At 62.8% G+C, this 18,371-nt stretch carries 22 protein-coding genes and 2 pseudogenes; 17 read left to right on the top strand and 7 right to left on the bottom strand.

Features of this window, described 5'->3' with window-relative positions:
* The first annotated feature begins 62 nt into the window (after window positions 1–62).
* The 4 genes and pseudogenes from uvrB to HB778_RS06350 all read left to right on the top strand — a co-directional run bounded on the left by uvrB (window position 63) and on the right by HB778_RS06350 (window position 5,903).
* Window positions 63–3,164 (top strand): excinuclease ABC subunit UvrB, encoded by a 3,102-nt coding sequence (gene uvrB / locus HB778_RS06335; RefSeq protein ID WP_183462400.1) that lies wholly within the window; start codon window positions 63–65, stop codon window positions 3,162–3,164.
* 450 nt (window positions 3,165–3,614) lie between these two features.
* A pseudogene (locus tag HB778_RS06340) lies at window positions 3,615–5,140 on the top strand (ABC-F family ATP-binding cassette domain-containing protein).
* 110 nt (window positions 5,141–5,250) lie between these two features.
* Window positions 5,251–5,637 carry a nuclear transport factor 2 family protein gene (locus tag HB778_RS06345; RefSeq protein WP_183462402.1) on the top strand — a complete coding sequence of 129 codons (387 nt, stop codon included), beginning with the start codon at window positions 5,251–5,253 and terminating at the stop codon, window positions 5,635–5,637.
* A 92-nt stretch (window positions 5,638–5,729) separates the two neighbouring features.
* Window positions 5,730–5,903 carry a hypothetical protein gene (locus HB778_RS06350; protein ID WP_183462404.1) on the top strand — a complete coding sequence of 58 codons (174 nt, stop codon included), beginning with the start codon at window positions 5,730–5,732 and terminating at the stop codon, window positions 5,901–5,903.
* Window positions 5,904–5,944: 41 nt separating this feature from the next.
* Here HB778_RS06350 and HB778_RS06355 read toward each other — a convergent pair whose 3' ends face one another.
* On the bottom strand, window positions 5,945–6,559 hold the full coding sequence (locus HB778_RS06355) for a glutathione S-transferase family protein (protein ID WP_183462406.1): 615 nt from the start codon (window positions 6,557–6,559) through the stop codon (window positions 5,945–5,947).
* Between the two features lie 257 nt (window positions 6,560–6,816).
* Here HB778_RS06355 and HB778_RS06360 point away from each other — a divergent pair, with 257 nt between their 5' ends.
* From HB778_RS06360 to HB778_RS06370, 3 genes are all read left to right on the top strand, one after another.
* Complete coding sequence (locus HB778_RS06360) at window positions 6,817–7,239, top strand: VOC family protein (RefSeq protein WP_183462408.1); 423 nt, start codon at window positions 6,817–6,819, stop codon at window positions 7,237–7,239.
* Between the two features lie 100 nt (window positions 7,240–7,339).
* Window positions 7,340–7,693, top strand: a complete 354-nt coding sequence (locus tag HB778_RS06365) for a DUF1428 domain-containing protein (RefSeq protein ID WP_183462410.1) — start codon at window positions 7,340–7,342, stop codon at window positions 7,691–7,693.
* Between the two features lie 88 nt (window positions 7,694–7,781).
* A complete protein-coding gene (locus HB778_RS06370) occupies window positions 7,782–8,351 on the top strand; it encodes a dihydrofolate reductase family protein (RefSeq protein ID WP_183462412.1) in 570 nt (189 codons plus the stop codon).
* A gap of 80 nt (window positions 8,352–8,431) precedes the next feature.
* On the opposite strand, the gene HB778_RS06375 is transcribed toward HB778_RS06370, so the two are convergent.
* Both HB778_RS06375 and HB778_RS06380 read right to left on the bottom strand, forming a co-directional pair.
* Window positions 8,432–10,066 (bottom strand): tetratricopeptide repeat-containing sulfotransferase family protein, encoded by a 1,635-nt coding sequence (locus tag HB778_RS06375; protein WP_183462414.1) that lies wholly within the window; start codon window positions 10,064–10,066, stop codon window positions 8,432–8,434.
* A 187-nt stretch (window positions 10,067–10,253) separates the two neighbouring features.
* Window positions 10,254–10,478 carry a hypothetical protein gene (locus tag HB778_RS06380; protein ID WP_183462416.1) on the bottom strand — a complete coding sequence of 75 codons (225 nt, stop codon included), beginning with the start codon at window positions 10,476–10,478 and terminating at the stop codon, window positions 10,254–10,256.
* 325 nt (window positions 10,479–10,803) lie between these two features.
* On the opposite strand from HB778_RS06380, the gene HB778_RS06385 reads away from it, so the two are divergent.
* The 5 genes from HB778_RS06385 to HB778_RS06405 all read left to right on the top strand — a co-directional run bounded on the left by HB778_RS06385 (window position 10,804) and on the right by HB778_RS06405 (window position 12,206).
* Entirely contained in the window at window positions 10,804–11,010 is a 207-nt protein-coding gene (locus tag HB778_RS06385; protein ID WP_096449281.1) for a cold-shock protein, read from the top strand.
* Between the two features lie 169 nt (window positions 11,011–11,179).
* Window positions 11,180–11,449, top strand: coding sequence for a hypothetical protein (locus HB778_RS06390; RefSeq protein ID WP_183462419.1), 270 nt, complete (start codon window positions 11,180–11,182; stop codon window positions 11,447–11,449).
* Entirely contained in the window at window positions 11,446–11,712 is a 267-nt protein-coding gene (locus HB778_RS06395; RefSeq protein WP_095201862.1) for a hypothetical protein, read from the top strand. The genes HB778_RS06390 and HB778_RS06395 overlap by 4 nt, the downstream gene beginning before the upstream one ends.
* Before the next feature lie 39 nt (window positions 11,713–11,751).
* Window positions 11,752–11,889, top strand: coding sequence for a hypothetical protein (locus tag HB778_RS06400; RefSeq protein WP_179298059.1), 138 nt, complete (start codon window positions 11,752–11,754; stop codon window positions 11,887–11,889).
* A 98-nt stretch (window positions 11,890–11,987) separates the two neighbouring features.
* The gene (locus HB778_RS06405; protein ID WP_183462421.1) at window positions 11,988–12,206 is read left to right on the top strand and encodes a hypothetical protein; all 219 of its coding nucleotides are present in this window, start codon (window positions 11,988–11,990) and stop codon (window positions 12,204–12,206) included.
* Between the two features lie 43 nt (window positions 12,207–12,249).
* Here HB778_RS06405 and HB778_RS06410 read toward each other — a convergent pair whose 3' ends face one another.
* Entirely contained in the window at window positions 12,250–12,624 is a 375-nt protein-coding gene (locus tag HB778_RS06410; RefSeq protein ID WP_244661836.1) for a Kazal-type serine protease inhibitor domain-containing protein, read from the bottom strand.
* A gap of 559 nt (window positions 12,625–13,183) precedes the next feature.
* Here HB778_RS06410 and HB778_RS06415 point away from each other — a divergent pair.
* From HB778_RS06415 to HB778_RS06425, 3 genes and pseudogenes are all read left to right on the top strand, one after another.
* Window positions 13,184–13,396, top strand: coding sequence for a cold-shock protein (locus HB778_RS06415; protein ID WP_006202520.1), 213 nt, complete (start codon window positions 13,184–13,186; stop codon window positions 13,394–13,396).
* 317 nt (window positions 13,397–13,713) lie between these two features.
* On the top strand, window positions 13,714–13,926 hold the full coding sequence (locus tag HB778_RS06420) for a cold-shock protein (RefSeq protein WP_008877668.1): 213 nt from the start codon (window positions 13,714–13,716) through the stop codon (window positions 13,924–13,926).
* Between the two features lie 188 nt (window positions 13,927–14,114).
* Window positions 14,115–14,557, top strand: a pseudogene (locus HB778_RS06425) (BA14K family protein).
* Window positions 14,558–14,715: 158 nt separating this feature from the next.
* Here HB778_RS06425 and HB778_RS06430 read toward each other — a convergent pair.
* From HB778_RS06430 to HB778_RS06440, 3 genes are all read right to left on the bottom strand, one after another.
* Window positions 14,716–15,354: an MBL fold metallo-hydrolase gene (locus HB778_RS06430; protein ID WP_183462423.1), complete on the bottom strand. Its 639-nt coding sequence runs from the start codon at window positions 15,352–15,354 to the stop codon at window positions 14,716–14,718.
* 141 nt (window positions 15,355–15,495) lie between these two features.
* A complete protein-coding gene (locus HB778_RS06435) occupies window positions 15,496–15,813 on the bottom strand; it encodes a hypothetical protein (RefSeq protein ID WP_095201869.1) in 318 nt (105 codons plus the stop codon).
* Between the two features lie 145 nt (window positions 15,814–15,958).
* Entirely contained in the window at window positions 15,959–16,852 is an 894-nt protein-coding gene (locus HB778_RS06440) for a branched-chain amino acid aminotransferase (RefSeq protein WP_183462425.1), read from the bottom strand.
* A 260-nt stretch (window positions 16,853–17,112) separates the two neighbouring features.
* Between HB778_RS06440 and HB778_RS06445 the strand changes: the two genes are divergently transcribed.
* A complete protein-coding gene (locus tag HB778_RS06445) occupies window positions 17,113–17,646 on the top strand; it encodes a MarR family winged helix-turn-helix transcriptional regulator (RefSeq protein ID WP_183465018.1) in 534 nt (177 codons plus the stop codon).
* Complete coding sequence (locus HB778_RS06450) at window positions 17,633–18,352, top strand: response regulator (RefSeq protein WP_183462427.1); 720 nt, start codon at window positions 17,633–17,635, stop codon at window positions 18,350–18,352. Before HB778_RS06445 ends, HB778_RS06450 begins: the two co-directional genes overlap by 14 nt.
* Window positions 18,353–18,371: the final 19 nt, after the last annotated feature.

Raw genomic sequence — 18,371 nt, forward strand, 5'->3', positions numbered from 1 at the left:
GGGCATGCGCCTCGCCGCATCCCGCCCTTTCCATTTTCGCCAAGACCCACCATATTCGGGACATGGCCAAATCCCCCGATAAAAGAACGCCGCCGACGGCGGATGACGACCGCGCCGCGCCGAAGCGGCGCAGCCCGCTGACCGATTTCCTCGACGCCTCGGAGCCGCTGCACAGAGGCGGCTTCGCCGAGATGCCGCAGCCCGAACTGTCGGGCACGCCGCTGACCGGCTCGATCGCCGACTGGGCCGAGCAGATCGAACAGGAGGCGGAGCGCGAAGGGCGCCAGACCGGCAAGGGCGACGGCGGCAAAGCGCCAAAGCCGTCGAAGAAGATTCCTGAGCGTTCGTCCGCGCCTGGACGCACGGCGCGCGGCACCTCGATGGGCGGCGCGGCCACGGCGCGCGAACGCACGGCAGCCGGCCTTAACCCGGTCGCCGGCCTCGACATCTCGCTGGAAGAGGCCGAGACGATGACGTCGAGCGGCGTCACCGCGACGGTCGCCGCTCTGTCGGCGCTGATCGAATCCGGCAATCCGCTGCACAAGGACGGCGTGCTGTGGACGCCGCACCGCCCTGCCCGGCCGGAAAAATCCGAAGGCGGCATCGCCATCAAGATGGTGTCGGACTTCGAGCCGGCCGGGGACCAGCCGACCGCCATCAAGGACCTTGTCGAAGGTGTCGACAACAGCGACCGCACCCAGGTGCTGCTCGGCGTCACCGGCTCGGGCAAAACCTTCACCATGGCCAAGGTGATCGAGGAGACCCAGCGCCCTGCCCTGATCCTGGCGCCCAACAAGACGCTGGCAGCGCAGCTCTATTCCGAGTTCAAGAAATTCTTCCCCGACAATGCGGTGGAGTATTTCGTCTCCTATTACGATTATTACCAGCCGGAAGCCTACGTCCCGCGCACCGACACTTTCATCGAGAAGGAATCCTCGATCAACGAGCAGATCGACCGCATGCGCCACTCGGCGACGCGCTCGCTGCTCGAGCGCGACGACGTCATCATCGTCGCCTCGGTGTCCTGCATCTACGGTATCGGCTCGGTCGAGACCTATACGGCGATGACCTTCCAGATGCAGATTGGCGACCGGCTCGACCAGCGGGCTCTGCTAGCTGACCTCGTCGCCCAGCAGTACAAGCGGCAGGACATCAATTTCGTCCGCGGCTCGTTCCGCGTGCGCGGCGACACGATCGAGATCTTCCCGGCCCACCTTGAGGATCGTGCCTGGCGCATCTCGATGTTCGGCGACGAGATCGAGCAGATCACCGAGTTCGATCCGCTGACCGGCCAGAAGACCGGGGAGCTGAAAAGCGTCAAGATCTACGCCAACTCGCACTATGTGACGCCGCGCCCGACGCTCAACCAGGCGATCAAGTCGATCAAGGAAGAGCTCAAGCAGCGGCTGGTCGAGCTGGAGCGCGCCGGCCGCCTGCTGGAGGCGCAGCGGCTGGAACAGCGCACCCGCTTCGACCTCGAAATGCTGGAGGCCACCGGCTCTTGCGCCGGCATCGAAAACTATTCGCGCTATCTCACCGGCCGTCAGCCGGGCGATCCGCCGCCGACCTTGTTCGAATACATTCCCGACAATGCGCTGGTCTTCATCGACGAAAGCCATGTCACCGTACCGCAGATCGGCGGCATGTATCGCGGCGACTTCAGGCGCAAGGCGACGCTGGCCGAATACGGATTCCGCCTGCCCTCCTGCATGGACAACCGGCCGCTGCGCTTCGAGGAATGGGACGCCATGCGTCCGCTTTCCGTCGCCGTTTCGGCGACCCCTGGCGGCTGGGAGATGGAACAGGCCGGCGGCGTCTTCGCCGAGCAGGTCATCCGCCCGACCGGGCTGATCGACCCGCCGGTCGAGGTGCGCCCGGCGAAGAGCCAGGTCGACGATGTCGTCGGCGAGATCCGCGAGACCACCAAGGCAGGCTACCGCACGCTGGTCACCGTGCTGACCAAGCGCATGGCCGAGGATTTGACCGAATATCTGCACGAACAGGGCGTGCGCGTGCGCTACATGCATTCCGACATCGACACGCTGGAGCGCATCGAGATCCTGCGCGATCTGCGCCTCGGCGCTTTCGACGTGCTGGTCGGCATCAACCTTCTGCGCGAAGGCCTCGACATTCCCGAATGCGGCTTCGTCGCCATTCTCGACGCCGACAAGGAAGGTTTTTTGCGTTCCGAGACGTCGCTGATCCAGACCATCGGCCGCGCCGCCCGCAACGTCGACGGCAAGGTCATCCTCTACGCCGACCAGGTCACCGGCTCGATGGAACGGGCGATGGCCGAGACCAACCGCCGCCGCGAAAAGCAGATGGAATGGAACGCGGCCAACGGCATCACGCCGGAATCGGTCAAGTCGCGCATCTCCGACATTCTCGACTCGGTCTACGAGAAGGACCACGTCCGCGCCGACATCTCGCAGTTCACCGACAGCGCCGGCGCCATGATGGGCAACAACCTCAAGGCGCATCTCGACGCCATGGAGAAACAGATGCGCGACGCCGCCGCCAATCTCGATTTCGAGAAGGCGGCCCGCATCCGCGACGAGATCAAGCGTTTGCGCGAGATGGAACTGTCCATATCCGAAGACCCTCTGGCCAAATATGCCGATATGGAAAGCCCGGTCTCGGGCCGCGAAAAGGGGAAGCACAACAAGGGCGTGGCCAAGCACCGCACGGTCGAGGAACAGGAACGTTTCCGCAAGCTCGACGAAGTACGCGCCGCCGAAGAGGCCGCCAGGGCTGCCCGGCCCAACCTCTTCCGCAAGCCGTCGATCGACGACATGGGCCCCGGCACCGACATGCCGACGCCGGCGGGTGCCGTATCGCGCTCGCTGTTCAAGAAGCAGTCGGCAGAGGAAGCGCACGGCTCCGACTTCGGCATTCCGGGCGACGCCACCAAACCGCTGTTCAAGAAGAACTCGCTCGACGAGATGACGGTGCGGCGGACGGAAAAGCCGGTCGAGGGAAAACTGCCGGCGAAGCCTCAGCCGATCTCCCCCAAGTGGGGGGAGATGCCCGGCGGGGCAGGCGCGAAGGATCGCGACGACAAACCAATCGTCCGCCAGCGCGCCGGCATCGGCTCTTACGAGGACCCAGGCGATACGCGCAGAGAGAAGCGCCGGCCGGGCAAGACCGGGCGGCCGGGGAAGTAGCGCTTTTTCCCTTCTCCCCTTGTGGGAGAAGGTGGATCGGCGCGCAGCGCCGAGACGGATGAGGGGTGTTCCAGCGGAGTGAGACGTTGGTGTTTCCTGGAACACCCCTCATCCGACCTCGCTTCGCGAGGCCACCTTCTCCCACAAGGGGAGAAGGAAACTGCGCTCCACTTGCCTTCACCCCCGCCTTTGGTGTAATCGCTTCGCACACTCAACGTCTTGTCTCGAAAGGAGGGCTCACGTGTTTACGTTTCATCGTCACCATCGTCAGCGTGGCCCGATTTCTGCCCTGCGAGTTCGCTTGCAGGGCTGACCAGGGACGGTCCGGGTTTTTTCCCGCTTCGATTTTTTGGTCTGCCCTTCGTGGTGCCGCAACGCAGAGCCTGATGGCCAGCACGCGCACCGTCAAAGTGCATCCGGAGTTGTCTCCGGCAAGACCAGAGAAATCCAATGGCCCTGATCAGCCTCAAGAACCTCGGCGTCACCATGAGTGCGCCGCTTTTCGCAAACCTCGACCTCACCATCGGCAGCGGCGACCGGCTCGGCATCGTCGCCGCCAATGGCCGCGCAAGTCGACCTTGCTCAAATGCCTGACCGGCGAGATGGAGCCGACCTTCGGCGACATCACCCGCACGCGCGGCCTGCGCGTCGGCCATGTCGAACAGTCCGTTGCGCCTCCCCTGCTCGGCCGCACCTTCCACCAGGTTGTGGCCGATGCCTTGCCGCCCGAGCAGGCCGAAAGCGAGATGTGGCGCGTCGACGTCGTTCTCGACTCGCTCGACGTGCCCGAGGCAATGCGCGAACGGCCAATGCAGGCGCTGAGTGGCGGCTGGCAAAGGCTGGCGCTGATCGCCCGCGTCTGGGTCACCGATCCCGACGTGCTGCTGCTCGACGAGCCGACCAACCATCTCGATCTCGCCCGCATCAGCCAGCTGGAAGGCTGGCTGAACGCGCTGCCGCGCGAAGTGCCCGTCGTCATCGCCAGCCATGACCGCGCCTTCCTCGATGCCGCCACCAACCGCACCCTGTTCCTGCGCCCGGAACAATCGCCGGTATTTGCGCTGCCCTACTCCCGCGCCAGGCAGGCGCTTGATGAGGTCGATGCCTCGATGGCACGAAAATTCGAGCGCGACATGAAGGTCGCCCAGCAACTGCGAAAGCAGGCCGCCAAGCTCAACAACATCGGCATCAATTCCGGCAGCGATCTGCTGACGGTGAAAACCAAGCAGCTTAGGGACCGTGCGGAGAAGCTGGAAGACGCGGCGGTATCGGCGCACCGCGAGAAATCGGCCGGTGCGATAAGGCTGGCCAATCGCGGCACGCATGCCAAGGTGCTGATCACGCTCGACGACGCGGCTGTGGAAACGCCTGACGGCACGCTGCTGTTCAAGACGGGCAAGCGCCACATCTGCCAGGGCGACCGCATCGTGCTGCTTGGCCGCAATGGCGTCGGCAAGTCGCGCTTCGTCACCTTGATCCGCAACGCCATCATCGAGCCCGACACGGTCGCGAATGTGAAGGTGACGCCGTCGACGGTGCTTGGCTACAGCGACCAGGCGCTGTCGGGCATTAGCGGCGACGACACGCCGCTGGCGATGGTGTCGCGCCGCTACGATGTCGGCGAGCAGCGCGCCCGCTCGCTGCTTGCCGGCGCCGGCGTGGTCATTGAGATGCAGGAGAAAAAGATCGGCGTGCTGTCCGGCGGCCAGAAGGCGCGCCTGATGATGCTGGCGCTGCGGCTCGCCAACCCCAACTTCTACCTGCTCGACGAGCCGACCAACCATCTCGACATCGACGGCCAGGAAGCGCTGGAGGAGGAATTGCTCAAGCACCAGACAAGCTGCGTGCTCGCCTCGCACGACCGCTCCTTCATCCGCGCCATCGGCAACCGCTTCTGGCTGATCGAGAGGCGGAAGCTGATCGAGGTCGAAGACCCCGAGGACTTTTTCCGCGAGGTGGCTGAAGCGGGTGGGTGAAGGAAACCATGCCTCTGCCTGGCCGGCAACCCTCGAATGCCGGCCCGTACTTTCCGGCAGATTGAAAAAGGCGCATCCTGAGATTTCGCACACCGAGGGAGGAACCGGTCATGCGTGGGGTGGACGTCGTCAAGAACGTTTATGATGCCTATGCAAAACGCGACATCGTGGGCGCGCTGGCCCACTGTTCCGACGATGTCGTCTTCCGCTGGGTCGCCGAACCGGAGGCACCCTATATCGCGGCAGGCAACGGCAAACAGCAATTCCTTGCCCGCCTCATGGCGCTGGACAGTGATTTCGAGTACCGCAGCTTCGTTCCGGTGGACATCATCGACGGTGGCGACAAGGTTGCGGCGCAGGTCGAAATCCATCTGACGCGCAGAACCACCGGCCAGGAGCTGGTCATGCGTACCGCCGATTTCTGGACGCTGCGCGACGGCAAGGTCATCGAGATGGTGGAGTATTACGACACCGCGCTGGCCGCCTCGGTCCTCTGAAATATTTTCAGCGCTCTGTCGGATCGCCTGGACCTGCGGCGTCCTTGGGATGCCGACACAATGATGCCGGCTTCATCTGAGGAGAAAGCATCATGTCCATTCTGTCATCCCTGGGTCGCGTCGCCAGCCGCTACGCACAGACGCGCGCCCGCCATCGCGGCGAGCGCGAGCTGCTGTCCCTGCCGATCGAACTGCGCAAGGATATCGGCTGGCCGGAAATCGTCATCGATGCGCAAAACAGCCCGCGGATCCGCAGGGCTCCCTGACTGATGCAGCCGGGAGCCGCACCATTGATGGCGGCCGCCAGTCAATCATGTGTATCGCCCGAAAGCGGCGTCGCCCGCATCGACGCACGCTTTTCGAAAGCCTCGAACCAGCGCGTCAGCCGCGCCCGCGCGCGAAACGAGGGAAGCTGGCGGAACGCCATCCAGGACAGCGTGGTGGCGATCGCAATATGGCCGACATGGAGCGGCGCGTCGTCGTCCAGGGTGCTTTCGATCCAGTCGTAGCTCGCCTCGATCTTGTCCCGGTATCCCTGCGCCAGAGCGCCATAGCGCAGCGGCTCGGGTCTCCTTTCCGTCTCCCAGCGCAAGGCGATGCCCGCCTGCGCCAGCCCTTGAGCGACCGCCTGCAGCCGCAATGCCTGCCAGCGCGCCTCGCCGTCTTGCGGCAAAAGCTTGCGGCCGTCATGCAGCGTGTCGAGATAGGCGCAGATGACGTCGGAATCGAAGAGCGCCGATGCGCCCGGCCGCAGCAGCACCGGCACCTTGCCAAGCGGGTTTTCGGCGTAGACGCGAGCGTTGCGCAAGGTCGGGCTGGTCTCGTGGTGAATGACCTCGAGCCGATCGGCAATGCCGGCCTCATGCGCGAAGACGAGCGCCTTGCGCGCGAAAGGTGAGTGGGTCTGATAGTAGAGGATCATTGTCGTCCCAGGAGTTGAGCAAGCGGCGCGTGATCCATCTGTTCTAGCCCGCGGGTCGCGAGAATTGCGCTCTGATTGGGGGCCGCCGACGCAAGTTCGTTTCACGCCTTCCGTTCAAACCACCGCTTGCACGGCCTGTCCCTAGCCGGCCGCCAAAAAAAAATTTCGCGGGCCATGTAGGATTGCCGGCACCTCGTTCGTCCTGTGGCTCGCAAGGCCAAGCAAACGCCCAAACCAGACGCAAAGAGGAGCAAGACATGACTGACCAGACCCCCGTTCAGCCCAGGGCAGAAGTGCTCGGCGGATTGACCCCTTATCTGCAGGTTGACGGCGCCTTCAAGGCTGCCGAATTCTACAAGAAGGCCTTCGGCGCCGAGCAGGTCTTTGCCTATCCGGCAGACGAAAAAGGCCGCACCATGCACATCCATCTCCACGTCAACGGCTCGACGCTGATGCTGGGCGATGCCTTTCCCGAACACGGCCATCCGCATAAGGCGGCGCAAGGTTACACGCTGCAGCTCCATCTCGACGACGGCGACATCGACAGCTGGTGGCAGCGCGCCGTCGATGCCGGCTGCGAAGTGGTCACGCCGCTGCAGGTGATGTTCTGGGGCGACCGCTGGGGCCAGCTGAACGATCCGTTCGGCGTCGCCTGGGCGATGAACGCGCCGGTCAAGTAGATTCCCTGGCGAGCAGGCGTCGCCCGCCACGGCTGACGCGCTCACCGCGCCGGGTCGTCTCCCCGCCGACCCGGCGCCCGCACCAACCAAGGAGAACCCCATGTCCTATGTCGATGGTTTCGTGCTTGCCGTGCCAAAGGCCAAACTCGACGACTACAAGAAGCTGGCCAACCTCGCAGGCCCCGTATGGATGGAACACGGCGCGCTCGCCTATGTCGAATGTATCGGCGACGACGTGCCCTATGGCGAGCTGACCTCGTTTCCGCGTGCCGTTCAGGCAAAAGACGACGAGATCGTCGTCTTCGCCTGGGCGGTCTATGAATCCAGGCAAAGCCGCGACACGGTGATGGCCAAGGTGATGGCCGACCCGCGTTTGACACCCGATTTGGGGCCCATGCCCTTCGATATGAAGCGCATGATCTTCGGCGGCTTCCAGCCGTTCATAGAACTGTAGGCCGTAACATCCCGACCGATCGCCAGCTGCCGCATGCCGACAGCAGGGCGCGAAACCTCGTTTCCATCTCTCAAAATAGGACCGACTTATGCGCAAGCTGATCGTATTCAACAGCATCTCGCTCGACGGCTATTTTACCGACGGGCGCGGCGCCATGGACTGGGCGCACAGCCAGGATCCGGAATGGAACGCGTTCGTCGCCGACAATGCCAAGGGCGGTGGCATGCTGGTGCTGGGCCGCGTTACTTATGACCTGATGATCCAGTTCTGGCCGACGCCGATGGCGGCCCAAATCGCACCGGTGGTGGCCGAACGCATGAACGCCATGCCGAAGGTCGTGTTCTCCCGCACGCTCGACACGGCGAGTTGGAACAACACCGAGTTGGTCAAAAGCGGGCCGGCCGCGAAGCTTCGGCACCTGAAGCAGCAACCGGGCAACCATATGACGATCCTGGGTAGTGGCAATCTCGTCGCTCAATTGGCCGAGGAGAATTTGATCGACGAATATCAGTTCGTCATCGTCCCGGTCATGCTTGGCGCCGGCAGGACTATGTTCGAAGGCATCGGCAATCGGCTCAACGTGGCGCTGGCGCGGTCGCAAGCCTTCGGCAACGGCAATGTCTTCCTGCGCTATGAGCAGAAGCCGCAGGCCAGCTAATGCATGTTGCCCAAGGAGATCAGGACAACGACTTCAACCAAACATCGTCCTGATTAATCGCGGCACATCTGCCTGGCTCTTCAGTCCAGTTTGTCAAGCAGCGGCTTCAGCCGGTCTCCATAGCGCTTCCACAAATCGACAGAGCCTTGATACATCGGCTGGCGCACTTGGGCGGCGGACGCCGTGCGCACCGGACGATCGGTCTCGTGGAACGACAGCACGGCATCGTCCCATGGCAGGCCGAGATAGTCGATGAGCGCCCGGCTTTGCCCTTCCTGATCGGCGACGAAATCCTCATAGCGCACATCGTGCACGACGCCGGGCAGCACCTTGTGCCAATGCGCCATGATGTCGGTGTAGAGATTGTGGAAGTCGGCGAGCTCGCCGAGGTCGTAGCCATAGCGGTGGCTGTCGCCGCGGAAATGCACCTTGTAGATCGACAGGCAGGTTGCCACCGCATCGCGGGCACAGTGGATGATCCTGGCCTTCGGCATCATCATGTGGATGAAGCCGATAAGCAGGAAGTTGCCCGGCATCTTGTCGGTGACATGGCTGATATGCGGATAGCGGGCATGCAGCATGTCGAGATAGGCCTGGCCTGCCTCGGCGAAATCCGCATCGTCCGTATCCGATACGCCCCAGGGAAAGCCGCCCGGCATGTTGGCCGGGAACTGCTTGCCGACCGACTTCTTCAGGATGCTGAGCTCGCCGGCGCCATAGACCTTGGGATGGCTGGCGATGATCTGCTCGACCAGCGTCGTGCCCGAACGCGGCATGCCGACGATAAAGATCGGCGCGTCATCGGTGATCGGGCTCGGCCTGTGCTTCTCGAAGAAGCCGGCATCGAACACCGTCTTCATCGCCTCGAATTCCGCGCGCGTCCTGACGGGATCATAGTTGATGCCCTTGCGGCGAATGGCATTGCCTTCGGCGAAATAGTCGAAGGCCCTGTTGTAGTCCTTCAAATCGTCATTGGCCTTGCCGAGGCCGAAGGACAGTTGCATGCGTGCGAGGCTGTCCTGCGGTGCCTTGGCGTGCTGGGCTTCCATGCCGGCCAATTCGGCATCGCGCTCCTTCTGGCGCTTGACCTGCGTCAGCATCAGCCAGGCGGTGGCCATGCCGGGGTTGATTGCCAGCGCTTGCCTGAACAGGTCGGCGGCCTCGTCGAGCTTGCCCTTTTCCATCAGCCCGACGCCGAGCCCGTGCAGCAGGTCGGCATCCTTGGGGCGGATGGTCAGCGCTTCGCGAAAAACCGCCAGCGCCTCGTCCAAGCGTCCGGCTTCCTGCAGGGTTTCGGCAAGTCCGATGCGGGCGCGCACATGGAAGGGATTGCGTGCGACCGTGCCGCGATAAATCTCTTCGGCCTCCTCAAACCGGCCGAGCTGCTTCAGCGACGAGCCGAGATTGTCGCGCGCCGCGAGTTGCTCCGGCCGCAGATCCACCGCGCCACGGAAGAAGTCGATTGCCGCGTCGATACGGCCGAGGTCGCGCATCACCGTGCCAAAATTGTTGAGGAAATCGGCACTTGTCGGCTGCAGGCTCACCGATTGTTCAAGGAGATCGAGCCCCTCTTCGCTGCGCCCGGTCTGGTGCAGCAGCAGTCCCAGGAAATGCGCAGCCGCCGCGTGTTTGGGCTGACGCGCCAGGACTTGCCGGTAGATTGTCTCGGCCTCTTGCCGGCGCCCGGCCTGATGCAGTTGCAGCGCCTGTTGCACGTATTGGTCGAGGCCCAGCGGCGGCTGTCCGCCCGCGCCAGACCTGGCTCCCGCACCCGCCGCTCGTCTCTGATCTCTGTTAATGGGAAACCTGCCGTGTTTGTCCGCCTGCCGCGATCTAGGCCATTGGCGCGGCAGGTTCAAGTCTCGGCGTGGTTTCGCACCCTTTCCGTCGCCGTCAAAGCGATCAGATCAGGCGGTTGGTCTCGGCAACCTGCCTGGCCCGCCTCACCGTGCCATCGGTGTCGGAGATCGTGCGCCTTGCCGCCTCATCGCTTCTGATGGTCAGCCGTGCCGACTTGACGATCATCGGCTGGCCGTTGGGGCCAACGGCAATGGCGTGTATGGCGATTGGCTTGATGACCGGATTGACCGCGACGGTCTTCGCCCTTGAGCTTCTTGTGGAAACCATGGTTCTGTCCTTATTCCGGGGGAAATAAAATATGAGCACTGGGAAAACACCCCAGCGCGCTCTCAAGAATTTTTAGAAATATGCCGAACCATAGCAGAATTATTTGAACATCCCCAGCGATCTATTTTTCAGCCGCGGCGGATTTATTTTCTAAATCATCTTGAACAAATGGCCTGATCGATCTACATGAAGAAGATCGTTTTGGCCAGAATTGGCATCTCGCGGCGTCAGAGGTTCTCGACCCGCCAATCTCATTCCAAATCGTCGATACCGGACGCACGGCACATTCGCCGCGCGTCGATTTTTCAATCCGCGAAAGACAGATATGACCACCGGAACCGTGAAGTTCTACAATGGCCAGAAGGGTTTTGGCTTCATTCAGCCGGCCGATGGCGGCAAGGACGTTTTCGTCCATGTCAGCGCGCTGGAGCGCGCCGGCTTTCCCGGCCTCGCCGAAGGCCAGAAGCTGCAGTTCGAACTGGAACGTGACGGCAAGGGCCGCGAGTCGGCCGCCAATCTGCAACTGATCTGATCCGGCCGAATTCGATGAACGCTGACCACGGATGTACTGGCAGCTCTCGAAAGCGGCTCATTTCCAGCGATTGCCGGAAATAGGAAAGCGGGGCTCGTCCCCGCTTTTTTGCTTTCAGGCCGCTGTTTTACCTGACGCCCAAGGCGTAAACCAATCGAAGGCCAGGACGATGCCGGACCGCACCACCCATTCCATTGCCCACTTCACCGCGGCTTTCGCGCTCGGTGGCCTGGAAGGACCGTTGCCGGCCGGCGACTACGACATCGATCATGACGAAGAGCTGATCGAAGGCATGTCGCATGTTGCCTGGCGCCGCGTCGCCACCTTCATTCACCTGCCGGCGAGGGCGGTGAAGAATCCGACCACCAGCCAGCTTATCGCCATCGACCACCTCGAACTCGAAACCGCGCTGAAGCGCGACCGGGAGAATGCAGCATGATCCGTTTCCAGCAGAATACGCGTCCGCGCACCGACACGCCCTCGCACCTTTTCGCCATTGGCCAGACGGTACGCATGAAGAGCCGCACCGGCCTCGTCCAGAAAACGGCCGAACTGTTCCAGATCAAGAGCAGGCTGCCGGTCAAGGACGGCTCTCCGCAATACCGTATCCGCAGCGAGCAGGAGACCTACGAACGGGTCACCACGGAAGACAATCTCGAACCGGTCGACACTCCGGTTGTCGCCAACAATCCGGCGGTCTGAGATCCCCGAACGCCAGCCAACACACACAAGGAGCAGTCCATGTCCAAAGGTCAACAGCGAAGCAATCGCGAAGCGCGCAAGCCGAAGAAGGACAAGGTCGTGGCCAAGCCCGCCTCCCCGTTCGGCTCATCGGTCAAGCAGGCGGAGAGCGGCCTGAAGCCGAAATCCAAGGGCTGACAGCCCGGGGGCGCTTCGCATGCGCCCCGTCGCCCCGCTGTGAGCAGGCGCTGACCTGACGCAACAGGCTCACGCAATGCTCTGCAACGGAGGCTTGCTTGAACTTCGTCATCGAGTTCTACCGGTCGCGCGACGCCGAGGAAGCAACACTCGACAAGGTGTCGCTGGAAGCGCCGACCCTGCGCGCCGCCCTGCAGGGCGCTACCGCCCTATTCCACAGCCTGGCCATGCCGCAAATCCCCGACCGCCTGCGCATCTGCGATGAGCATGGCAGCGAACTCTATGCCGGGCCTGCCGATGGGGCTTATCTGGGCTAGGCAACGCTCGCGGAAGTGCCTCACGAGGGGAGAAGGAAAAACCTCAGCACGGCCCATCGCCGACGATGCGGTAGTCCGCGGCGCGGGCTTCGCAGGCGTTGGGGAAGCTGCGCATCTCGCCGTGACGGCGGGCGCAGACGGGCGCGTATTCGCGGGTGCAGAACGTCTGCTCTTCGCCGCCACCGCCACCGCCATCACCGTCGCCGCGGCACGGACCGTCGCGCACGATGCGGTAGCCGGCACGGTCGGCGAGGCAGGCATTGGCGAAGGTCTGGCGATCGCCGCCACGCCGGGCACAGACCGGCTCATATTGCCTGGTGCAGAATTCCGGTTCGGGACGCGGTGGATGCGGGCGTGGTCCAGGCCCGTCATCGACGACGACGGTGCAGGCGGCCAGAAGCACCGGCAGCAACAGCACGGCAAACCCTTGCCGCTAGAAAATTGACGCCAGGAATTTCATAACCTCTCCCTCGATCCCGTCCCGGATCGCGACCCTCGCCCTCCCCCGATCCTCGCCATTCCCTTGTCAAATGCAACCCCTGTTTGCAGCCTCACACAGGGAGCGACGTCCGGAACCGGGGCGATCGGCAACGGCTGTCGTTAGCCGCCTCTGGCCTATGCGTGACCGTGGCTGTGGGCCGATGACCCGATCCGCAACCAAGCCTATCTGCGCCCGGTCGACGCTCAGATCGGTCGATTCTTGCGTCGGGATGCGCCCACAGTGGCGGCCCGCGGCGCTATCTTGCAACCTTCACGTTTCCGTGCGATAAATTCCGTGTTCGGGCATTTGCGACCCGGAGAGCGGAACGTTTTGGACGACCTTTCCCCGATACTGTGAATCTCTGACGGCCCCGTTTTCGGCGGGGGGTTTGACCATGCGCCAATGCATGACTGCCGAAGCAACCACCGGGAACTGCCCTCGACGCCAGGTGGCGGGCAGGACCACCAAAGACTGAACGGGTGAAGGAGTTTCCCCAATGGCCCAGACCGGCACCGTTAAATTCTTCAACGCGACCAAAGGCTTCGGTTTCATCACGCCCGACGGCGGCGCCAAGGACGTGTTCGTCCACATTTCCGCGATCGAGGCATCGGGCCTGCGCACGCTCGTCGACGGCCAGAAGGTCACCTTCGACGTCGAGCCGGACCGCATGGGCAAAGGCCCGAAGGCGGTCAACCTCCGCGCCGCCTGAGCCATCGGCGCCGCGCGTCCCTGACGGCGGGCGAACGAGGGTTCCAAGCTCGCCCAGCCTGTGGGCACGCAGACAGATTTTTAAGAAGGCGCGGCGATTTTCGTCGCGCCTTTTTCATGTCCTCGGCAAAGCAGAAATGCATGTCGCAAAAAAGCGGATCCGGTTTTGGGTCGACGACGTGCATCATAACAAGGGCTTGACGCGCTTTAAGCGCCCGCAAAACTTTCTCTTGCCGATGACGCTAAAATAAAGGACAAATTTCCTCTCGGGCATTTGCCGGCCCGAGACTGGAGTTTATGGGATCAAAGGAGCTTCCCATGCCGCAGACCGGCACCGTCAAATTCTTCAACCATGCCAAAGGCTTCGGCTTCATCACGCCGGACGATGGCGCGAAGGATGTCTTCGTCCATATTTCGGCCGTGCAGGCGTCGGGTCTTCCCGGTCTCGAAGATGGGCAGAAAGTAACGTTCGACACCGAGCCGGACAAGCGCGGCAAGGGACCCAAGGCCGTCAACCTGTCTGTCGGCTGAGCCGGCTTCATGCTGTCGGCCCGAGCAGGGCAGCCCAGCTCATTTCGAGCTTGGTTTTTGTCGCCTCTCTTGGATCGGCAGGTCGAAATCCGTTCAGCCTCCGTTCAGCCACGGTCGCATATTAGCCTTGGGTAAAGCCGGACCGCATCCCCTGCAAAACTGCACGGCCCGGTACGAAGGAGACCAAGATGAACAGAATTTTCAAGACAGCCGTGCTGTCCGCCGCCGTGGCGGCCACCATGCTGGTGGCCCTGCCCGCGCCAACGCCGATGAATGGCGCCATCACCGCCACCACGGCAACGGCGATGCCATTGCCGCCGGCGTGCTCGGCCTCGCCGCCGGCGCCCTGATCGGTGGCGCGCTGGCCAATGACCGGCCACCGCCTGACGCTAACCGCTACTACGATGACGGCTACTACAATGACGGTTACTACGATCGTGACGTGCGGATCCGCCCGGCACCGGTCCGTCGCTACTATGCGGAGCCGCGGGTGGTCTATGCCGATCGCTATGCCGAGCCGTGGACGCGCGACTGGTACGAGTACTGCTCGGACCGCTACCGCACCTTCAACTCCCGCACCGGCACCTTCACCGGCAATGACGGCGAGCAGCATTTCTGCACCGCAAACTGAGTGCATGTCGCCCAAAAGTGCGCAGCGGTTTTGGGATAACGACTTGCACCAAACAGAATTCTGAAGCGCTAAAGCGCTTCAGAGCTTCCCTGCCCCAGAACAAAAAGCGCTGACCGCAAGGCCAGCGCTTTTTTGTTGTTGCCCGGGTGTGTCGAGATTCAGGTCAGAAACGGATTGGTCCTGCGCTCCTCGCCAAAGCGGCCGCCAGGCCCGTGGCCGCAGATGAAGCCGATATCGTCGCCGAGCGGCAGCAGCTTGTCCTTGATCGAGGCGATCAGCGTCGCATGGTCACCGCCCGGCAGGTCGGTACGGCCGACAGAGCCACGGAACAGCACATCGCCGACATGAGCGAACTTGGCCGCGCGGTTGTAGTAGACGACGTGGCCGGGCGCGTGGCCAGGGCAATGCAGCACCTCGAACACGTGGCCGCCGAACGACACGGTCTCGCCCTCGGTGAGGAACCGGTCGGGCACGCAGTTGCGCGCGCCGGCAATGTCGTAACGCCTGCCCTGGTTCTCCAGATTGTCGAGCAAGGACTTGTCGGCGGCATGCGGGCCGATGATGTCGATGCCAAGCGCCTCTTTCAGCTCCATGGCGCCGCCGGCATGGTCGATATGGCCATGCGTGATCCAGATCGCTTCGGCCGTGATCGCATTGTCCTTCAGCACCGCCAGCACCTTATCGATGTCGCCGCCCGGATCGACGACGACACCGTGCTTGTCGTCCATGTCGAACAGGATGGTGCAGTTCTGCTGGAACGGTGTGACCGGCACGATGCCGGCATTGAGCTGACCCATGATCGTCCTTTCAATGTCTCGGCGTGATGTAGAGGTGTCGGCGAAAGGCGTCCACCCCTCGAAAGACGAACAGTCAGTCGCCCCAGAAACGGAAATGGGCGGCCGAAGCCGCCCATTTGAACAAGCCTGAAATCGTCAGGCTTACTTCTTCATGGCGCCCATGACCGCGCCGATGATGCCGGTCAGGATCGCGCCGCCGCCGGCGCCGCCAACGATGTTGTTGAGGTTGAGCGCACTGCCGAGACCGCTCGTCGCCGCCGCTGCCGCTGCCGGGTCGATCGTGCCGTGGCCGAGCAGGCTGCCGAGGATCGCCGCGCCGCCGACGCCGCCAATGGCACCACCCAGGATCTTGGGAAGCTGACCCATCGCCGCGTTCTTGAGCGCAACACCGATCGCCTGACCACCGATGACGCCTGTAATCACCTGAATAATGATCGGAAGAAGCGTGTTCATGTCCATATGATTAGTCCCTCCATAGCTGCCAGCCTCCCGGGCCGACACCATCATGAGACGCCGAATTGGATGAAAGTCAAATGCAGAAACGCTGAAATAAAAGGGGCGGCTCGAAAACCGCCCCTGCTTGCGCGAAAAGCTGTGACTATCGTTATTCTGCGGCGATCGCGTGCTTGGGCTGAACCGCGGCAGAATAGTCATTCATAAGGTTCTTGGCGATTTCACCGACCTCGAATCGGTAAGGGCCGATTTCCGACACCGGCGTTACTTCCGCAGCCGTCCCGGTCAGGAAGCATTGCTCGAAGCCTTCGAGTTCTTCCGGCAGGATGGCGCGTTCGATGACTTCCAGGCCGCGATCCCTGGCCAGCCCAATGACCGTGCGGCGGGTGATGCCGTCGAGGAAGCAGTCGGGCTTCGGCGTATGGATCTTGCCGTCCTTGACGAAGAAGATGTTGGCGCCGGTTGCTTCCGCGACCTGGCCGCGCCAGTCGAGCATCATGGCGTCGGCATAGCCTTTGGCTTCGGCGGCATGCTTGGACATGGTGCAGATCATGTAGAGGCCGGCGGCCTTCGACTTCGACGGCGCCGTGCGCGGGTCGGGCCGGCGCCACTCCGCGACATCGAGGCGGATGCCCTTCAGTTTCTGCGCCGGATCGAAATAGCTTGGCCACTGCCAGATGGCGATGGCGCAGTTGATGCGGTTGTTCTGCGCCGAGACGCCCATCTGCTCGCTGCCGCGCCAGGCGATCGGCCTGACATAAGCGTCCTGGAAACCCTGCTTCTTCAACAGCGTGGTCGAGGCATCGTTGAGCTCGGCCACCGAATAGGGAATCTTGAAACCGAGCAGGCGCGCCGATTCATGCAGGCGCTCGGTGTGCTCGTTGAGTTTGAAGATCTCGCCGCCATAGGCGCGCTCGCCCTCGAAGACCGCGCTGGCGTAGTGCAGACCGTGCGTCAGCACATGGATCTTGGCGTCGCCCCACGGGATGAACTCGCCATTCATCCAGATGAAGCCGTCCAGCTGATCGAAGGGAACGGATGCCATGATAACCTCCCGCGGGCCGCGACCCGCATATCCTAGTGTCGTTGCGTGTTCTTTTTGGCCGCGCCAGGTGATTGGAGACGCCGGCCGGTGTTGCGAAGCGTAAGCGGATAATGGCGCTCTGGCAAACTCAGGAAGTTCCGGAAAAACCGGCCTGCCTTGCCTTTTCGTTCGCAATCCGCCCAAAAGCTTGTCAAAAATTACCATTGCAGGGAAATTACGTCAATAGTACTGACATAATCTCCTGTTCCCATGGAGAAATGATGACGGATCGAAGCCCAGCTGCCGGAAAACCGATCAGGACCGCGATGTCAGTCGAGGACGGCATCGACTTCGCCATCATCGAGCTGTTTTTCTTCGCCTACCGCGACTTCACCTCCGATCCCGATCAGATCCTGGCCGATTACGGCTTCGGCCGCGCGCACCACCGGGTGCTGCATTTCGTCAACCGCCGGCCGGGCCTGACGGTTGCCGAATTGCTCGACGTGCTGAAGATCACCAAGCAGAGCCTGGCGCGCGTGCTCAAGCAACTGATCGACACCGACCATGTCGTGCAGTTGCAAGGCCCGCGCGACCGCCGGCAGCGGGAGCTCTATCCGACGGCGAAGGGCCGCGCGCTGGCGCTGGCCTTGGCACGGCCACAGTCGCGCCGCATCCGTGCTGCATTGGAAGATTGCGGCGCCACCGAACGGACCTTGGTGGAACGCTTCCTCGAAGCGATGGTTAATCCGGAACTGAGAGCTCAGATCGACGTTGGGTCCGCAAAAATGTCAGGGAAAAGCCATGGAGAGCACTGAGAGGGTCGATCAGGCGGTCGCACCGGACGACGACGCGCCGCATCTGCTTGTGGTCGACGACGACACCCGCATCCGCAATCTTCTCAAGCAGTATCTGACCGAGAACGGCTTTCGCGTCACCGTCGCCGGCAATGCCGGCGAGGCCAGGCGCAAGCTTGCCGGCCTCGACTTCGACCTGCTTGTGCTCGATGTCATGATGCCGGGCGAGACCGGCGTAGACCTCACCAAATCACTGCGGGCCGAAAAGAACGTGCCGATCCTGATGCTGACGGCGCTGTCGGAAACCGACAGCCGCATCTCGGGGCTCGAGGCCGGCGCGGATGATTACCTGCCCAAACCCTTCGACCCGCGCGAGCTGATCCTGCGCATCAACAACATCCTGCGCCGCGGCGGCCCGGCGACGACGCCCAAGGTCGAACAGTTGGTCTTCGGCCCCTACACGTTCCAGATCGCCAGGCGCGAGTTGAAGCGCGGCGGCGAGGCACTGAAGCTGACCGACCGCGAGCAGGAGATCCTGGCGATCTTTGCCGCACGGGCCGGCGAAACCATCCCGCGCCACGAACTGGTCGGTGACGATTCGGAAGTCGGCGAGCGCACCATCGACGTGCAGATCAACCGGCTGCGCCGCAAGATCGAGCGCGATCCGTCCAACCCGGTCTGGCTGCAGACCGTGCGCGGTATTGGGTATCGGCTCAGCGTGGAATAGAATACCGGCCGCGCCCGAA

Origin of the sequence: Mesorhizobium huakuii (assembly GCF_014189455.1) — a bacterium.
Classification (GTDB): Bacteria; Pseudomonadota; Alphaproteobacteria; order Rhizobiales; family Rhizobiaceae; genus Mesorhizobium; species Mesorhizobium huakuii_A.

Excerpts from the sequence above, each read along its gene's own strand:
- HB778_RS06345 (WP_183462402.1), top strand. The coding sequence starts at position 5,251 with ATGCGTGGGGTGGACGTCGTCAAGAACGTTTATGATGCCTATGCAAAA.
- HB778_RS06360 (WP_183462408.1), top strand. The coding sequence starts at position 6,817 with ATGACTGACCAGACCCCCGTTCAGCCCAGGGCAGAAGTGCTCGGCGGA.
- HB778_RS06420 (WP_008877668.1), top strand. The coding sequence starts at position 13,714 with ATGCCGCAGACCGGCACCGTCAAATTCTTCAACCATGCCAAAGGCTTC.
- HB778_RS06395 (WP_095201862.1), top strand. The coding sequence starts at position 11,446 with ATGATCCGTTTCCAGCAGAATACGCGTCCGCGCACCGACACGCCCTCG.
- uvrB (WP_183462400.1), top strand. The coding sequence starts at position 63 with ATGGCCAAATCCCCCGATAAAAGAACGCCGCCGACGGCGGATGACGAC.
- HB778_RS06450 (WP_183462427.1), top strand. The coding sequence starts at position 17,633 with ATGGAGAGCACTGAGAGGGTCGATCAGGCGGTCGCACCGGACGACGAC.
- HB778_RS06430 (WP_183462423.1), bottom strand. The coding sequence starts at position 15,354 with ATGGGTCAGCTCAATGCCGGCATCGTGCCGGTCACACCGTTCCAGCAG.
- HB778_RS06350 (WP_183462404.1), top strand. The coding sequence starts at position 5,730 with ATGTCCATTCTGTCATCCCTGGGTCGCGTCGCCAGCCGCTACGCACAG.
- HB778_RS06385 (WP_096449281.1), top strand. The coding sequence starts at position 10,804 with ATGACCACCGGAACCGTGAAGTTCTACAATGGCCAGAAGGGTTTTGGC.
- HB778_RS06400 (WP_179298059.1), top strand. The coding sequence starts at position 11,752 with ATGTCCAAAGGTCAACAGCGAAGCAATCGCGAAGCGCGCAAGCCGAAG.
- HB778_RS06445 (WP_183465018.1), top strand. The coding sequence starts at position 17,113 with ATGACGGATCGAAGCCCAGCTGCCGGAAAACCGATCAGGACCGCGATG.
- HB778_RS06390 (WP_183462419.1), top strand. The coding sequence starts at position 11,180 with ATGCCGGACCGCACCACCCATTCCATTGCCCACTTCACCGCGGCTTTC.
- HB778_RS06380 (WP_183462416.1), bottom strand. The coding sequence starts at position 10,478 with ATGGTTTCCACAAGAAGCTCAAGGGCGAAGACCGTCGCGGTCAATCCG.
- HB778_RS06370 (WP_183462412.1), top strand. The coding sequence starts at position 7,782 with ATGCGCAAGCTGATCGTATTCAACAGCATCTCGCTCGACGGCTATTTT.
- HB778_RS06435 (WP_095201869.1), bottom strand. The coding sequence starts at position 15,813 with ATGGACATGAACACGCTTCTTCCGATCATTATTCAGGTGATTACAGGC.
- HB778_RS06365 (WP_183462410.1), top strand. The coding sequence starts at position 7,340 with ATGTCCTATGTCGATGGTTTCGTGCTTGCCGTGCCAAAGGCCAAACTC.
- HB778_RS06355 (WP_183462406.1), bottom strand. The coding sequence starts at position 6,559 with ATGATCCTCTACTATCAGACCCACTCACCTTTCGCGCGCAAGGCGCTC.
- HB778_RS06415 (WP_006202520.1), top strand. The coding sequence starts at position 13,184 with ATGGCCCAGACCGGCACCGTTAAATTCTTCAACGCGACCAAAGGCTTC.
- HB778_RS06440 (WP_183462425.1), bottom strand. The coding sequence starts at position 16,852 with ATGGCATCCGTTCCCTTCGATCAGCTGGACGGCTTCATCTGGATGAAT.